The organism is Geothrix rubra (assembly GCF_030268065.1).
Lineage (GTDB): Bacteria > Acidobacteriota > Holophagae > Holophagales > Holophagaceae > Geothrix > Geothrix rubra.
Genome location: NZ_BSDD01000009.1, coordinates 1 through 4,577, shown reverse-complemented (window position 1 = coordinate 4,577; position 4,577 = coordinate 1). Strand labels below are relative to the sequence as shown.

Genomic DNA, 4,577 nt, shown 5'->3' with positions numbered 1-4,577 from the left:
GCAAAGCAGAGCGGGCCGCGAAAGGCGTGTCGGTGACCTTCCGGGCGCGCCTTTCGCGACCTTGCACCCCTCCCGGCGAGCCGACCCTGCCCGCGCGAAGGAATGGCAACGTGGTACCTTGACGGTGAACTGACAACCTCTCTCATCCACCCGCTTCCTCGGCTCCGCTCGTCGCCTCGGCGCAGGCGGGGCCGGTTAGCTTCATTCGTTAGGCATCCCTATGCTCGAATCTACAAATCCAATGCTCGACGACAATGGGAGATTTGAATCTCCCTCATGGGGTCCATTCGCTGATTTTGCTTCCTTCTTCGTAGCACTACATATCGGGGTTAATTGTCATTTCTTACCTTCATGGATGAACTACCTTCCGATTGCTATCTTTGTTATTTCCGTCCTAATTGGTGCTTACGCCCGGGGCAAAATGCGACCGAGTTTTTTGTCCAGGGCAATCTATTATCCGAGCCTCTTAATTAGTCCTATAGTTTGCCTGATGTTGGTCACCAACCTATATGGAGACATATCGGCTCCACAGCAATTCCCAGTTCAGGTGATTTCTTCTGGTCGTGCATCATTCTTGGCAGGGCTCAAAGGCCCAGAGGTTGTCTTTCAAGTAATGAGTGGCACTGGAACTTCAGAAGAAGTTGTCATTGGTGGTTTTCGGTCCGCGGCATTACCAAAACCTGGCGAGCATGGCACTGCCTATATTGGGGAAGGGCTACTAAGGATCCGTTACCTCAAGAATGTCCAATTCGATGAGGTACCAAAATGATTCAGCCGTTGCCTGGATGCCTAACCCCTAGCTCAACTCGGACCCCGCCTGCATTGTCTTCCGCCCACTCTCATCTCCCTGCTTCCTCGGCTCCGTTCACCGTCTCGGTGCAGGCGTGGCCGGTTAGCCCCATTCGTTAGGCTGTGCCATCCATGAAGAGCTACATGAGAAGCTTTTTCCTGGTCGCCACCATGTCGCTTGCTCTGCCTTTGGCTGGGCAAGGGTCTGCCCCTACCTTGCCTAGGTCGATTGCTGGGTACTGGCAAGAAGGATCACCAGAAACCTCAGATGCACGCCTGAATTGCTATCGATTCTTCAGTAACGGTAAATTTTCGTTCGAGCTCTCCCAGTACGATGAGACCAAGCGAATCTTGTCTCTGCACGGCACCTACAGAATAAAAAATGGAGTGCTTTTCCTAGTCATCACTCACCGTATTGAGTTGCATGGCGGTTCGGTCGTCTGGAATCCCCAAGCGCGTAATGGTTGGTCTATCGATGGTGGTAAATCAGTGAAGGTCATCCAGGCCAACTCCCAAGAAGAAGAGGTCAGCATTGAGGCATGCCCGCCGATTGGAAAACGAACAGGCATCAAAATCGGCGGCGATAAGTACTATCAATTGTCAGTCAACCCAAATGCTCAATAGGCCATGTTCATCCGTTCTCGCCCAGCCTAACCCTCCGCTCAACTCAGACCCCGCCTGCATTGTCTTCCGCTCTTTCTCTTCCTCCGTCTTCCTCGGCTTCGCTCAGCGCCTCGGTGCAGGCGGGGCCGGTTAGCTTCATTCGTTAGGGCTCAACATTCTGGAGATTTCTATGGGCGAAGAACTTCGTCGATACAAAAAGCGCAAAGAGACTCTTCAACGGCTCCAGGCATTTGATGACTCAAACAACTCGGCTGTATTCATTCACTATTCTTGCGAGAGTTTTTATGATCGCCCAGACGGCTCCACTCCGAGAATTACATCCATTGCGGTACGGAATCTAACTTCAGCTCAAACCGATTCCTTTTCCATTCATAAGACAGCAGAACTTAGGGCAATTCCAATCTCCGAAATTTCAAATCATTACGATTCACTCGAAAAGGAAATGCTTTCCGAGTTCTTTGACTACCTATGCAAACATATTGGGCTCACCTGGGTTCATTGGAATATGAGAGATATAAACTATGGATTCCAAGCGATTGAACACCGGTTTAAAGTTCTCGGGGGTAATCCAAGCGTATCTTTGCCAGAAGAGCGAAAATTCGATCTAGCAAGAGCCCTTGTGAGTATTTATGGACGTAAATATACCGGCCATCCGCGACTTGAGAGCATCGTCAAAATGAATCACATCACCGACAAGGATTTTCTCAATGGTGAACAAGAGGCTGCTGCATTCAATAATGGTGAGTATGTAAAATTACATCTTTCTACACTCAGAAAAGTAGATATCTTTGCAAACTTATTCGAGCGCACTCTTCAAAAAAGCCTGAAGACGAATGCCACTTGGTTAGAGTCCCATGGGTTGCACCCGAAGATTCTGATTGAATTTATTACCGAGCATTGGATCTGGGTGCTGATCACGGCTGCCATAACCATTCTTTCATTTTATTTCACTATCAAAGACCACTGGCCAAAACCAACTCCTCCTGCCTCTACCCCGTCGGTCAAACCCGCGCCCTAACCCCTCGCTCAACTCGGACCCCGCCTGCATTGTCTTCCGCTCTTTCTCTTCGTCCCGCTTCCTCGGCTTCGCTCGGCGCCTCGGTGCAGGCGGGGCCGGTTAGCCTGTTTCGTTAGGCGCTTCCAATGCATCTGGCAAAACTCATCGAGTCGATGTCCTTTTTCCAAGGCATCTTCGTCGTTGCAGGCAGCTCTGCATTAATCGCCTTTGGCACCTCTTGGATTCGGCCCTCCCAAATTCGGTGGGGCTTTCTATGCGGTGTTCCAGTTCTACTCTCCTATTGCTTGTACTGGCTGCCCGTCTGGTCTGGGGTCACTCATTCCGACGAATACGCCGCGTGGCAATTCGTGTGCATCATTCCTTGGTCTGGCGCGGGTATTCTTGCTTCATCAATCGTTGCAGACTTCATTCAGCGTTTTCTAACTGCAAAGTCACGTCCAAGCGCCTAACCCTCCGCTCAACTCGGACCCCGCCGCAAGCGGCCGGGTCCTTCCTCCCTGGCAATTCCGTCTAACCGCTCCACTCAGCCTTTCAGCCGCGGCGGGGCCGGTTAGCTTCTTTCGTTAGGCCACCAGCCCATCACTCGTTTTCACAGAAAGTCGATTCCACATGGAGTCTAGGCATGGCAAAAATTCGAACCAAATCTCAGGTTGATCTGCGGCGCGGATCCATATGGTTTTTTGGTGGCCTGTTCGTCACCATTCTCACCTATAGTTTTGCGTCAAATGGCGGTGGTGGGCCCTACTTGGTAGCTTGGGGCCCAGTTGTGTTCGGCCTTTTCCTTTTGCTGAAAGGCTTGTTTGGGGTGTTGGCTGGTGACTCAGAGGTTGTGCCCGTCACTGAGGAAGAGGAAGCACCTACGCCTGCTGGCAAATGTCCCAGCTGCAATACCCGCATCACTTTCGAGCTAAAGAACTGCCCAACCTGCGGGCGGTACCTGGTTGCCTAACCCTCCGCTCAACTCGGACCCCGCCTGCATTGCCATTCGCCCCCTCTCAACATTCCGCTTCCTCGGCTCCGCTAGTCGCCTCGGTGCAGGCGGGGCCGGTTAGCTTCCTTCGTTAGGCCTCACCCAATGGAACTCAATCACAGCCTCGGATTAGCCTGGTTTCAGAACAACGTGAAGGCACGTTTACATGGGGACGTAATAGTCCGCCTGCGTTCTTTCTCCGATGGTGACTTTGGCGATCTTGAAGAGGTCGAACTCGAACGAGACAATTTGATTGCATATATAAATTTCTGGAGCCGAGACATGATTGGGTTCGGCGCTGTAACTTCTCAAGGTGACAGCGTGGTTGAAACCGAAATGATCGAAGTGTGTGTTCCTGCTGACTATGATTCAATTCTTCGCCCGTTAATCAAACTTTTTACGTGATACAACAAACCAATGAAGCTCCCGTTCGGCCTAACCCCTAGCTCAACTCGGACCCCGCCTGCATTGTCTCCCGCTCTTTCTCTTCATTCCGCTTTCTCGGCTTCGTTCAGCGCCTCGGTGCAGGCGCGGCCGGTTAGCTCATTCCGTTAGGCCACTCGATGCGCAAATGGCATTCCCTTTTCATGGCTGCGTCGGTCGTCTCGATTGTGATGGCACAAACCGGGATTAGACTCGACTCACTACGAAAGGGTGAAGCCGAAGAATTTACCGAACTCTGCTTTACCACCACCCCGCCAAGGACAGGCTCGGGAGCTTCTCAAGTGTTGGCCGTCGACAAGGTCACAGGGAAATGGCTGATTCGGGTCAATGGCAGGCTACACAGGCTTACTACTATTAGAGAGAGTTTCTCCGCCAAAGTACGGCGTGACTCAACCATCGGGGATTCATTCGAAGAAGTGTGTTCCGATGGAAAATTGAAGGCCGTCCTAAAGTACCGGATAACCGCAGTTGGAGATGAAGCCACCCTATACGAGGGCGATATCACCATTACAATCGGATCAAGTTCCAACACCTTCCATGTCTTCGGCAGCGAGGGCTGCTAGTGCAAACTACTCGATTCGTGGCCTAACCCCTCGCTCAAGTCGGACCCCGCCTGCATTGCCTTCCGCTCTTGTATGTTCTCCACGTCCGGCGCCTTTCGATCATCAGATGGATCTGACGGCCGGAAGGAGGTCCGTGTTTCAAACGGGGGGATGGTGCCGATTCCGTTCA

Annotated in this window: 3 protein-coding genes; all 3 read left to right on the top strand. The window is 52.0% G+C overall.

Annotated elements, in window-relative coordinates:
* Window positions 1-921: 921 nt before the first annotated feature.
* A complete protein-coding gene (locus tag QSJ33_RS15495) occupies window positions 922-1,413 on the top strand; it encodes a hypothetical protein (protein ID WP_285727871.1) in 492 nt (163 codons plus the stop codon).
* A 169-nt stretch (window positions 1,414-1,582) separates the two neighbouring features.
* Entirely contained in the window at window positions 1,583-2,431 is an 849-nt protein-coding gene (locus tag QSJ33_RS15490) for a hypothetical protein (RefSeq protein ID WP_285727869.1), read from the top strand.
* A 1,075-nt stretch (window positions 2,432-3,506) separates the two neighbouring features.
* Window positions 3,507-3,806: a hypothetical protein gene (locus tag QSJ33_RS15485; RefSeq protein ID WP_285727867.1), complete on the top strand. Its 300-nt coding sequence runs from the start codon at window positions 3,507-3,509 to the stop codon at window positions 3,804-3,806.
* The last annotated feature ends 771 nt before the right edge of the window (window positions 3,807-4,577 follow it).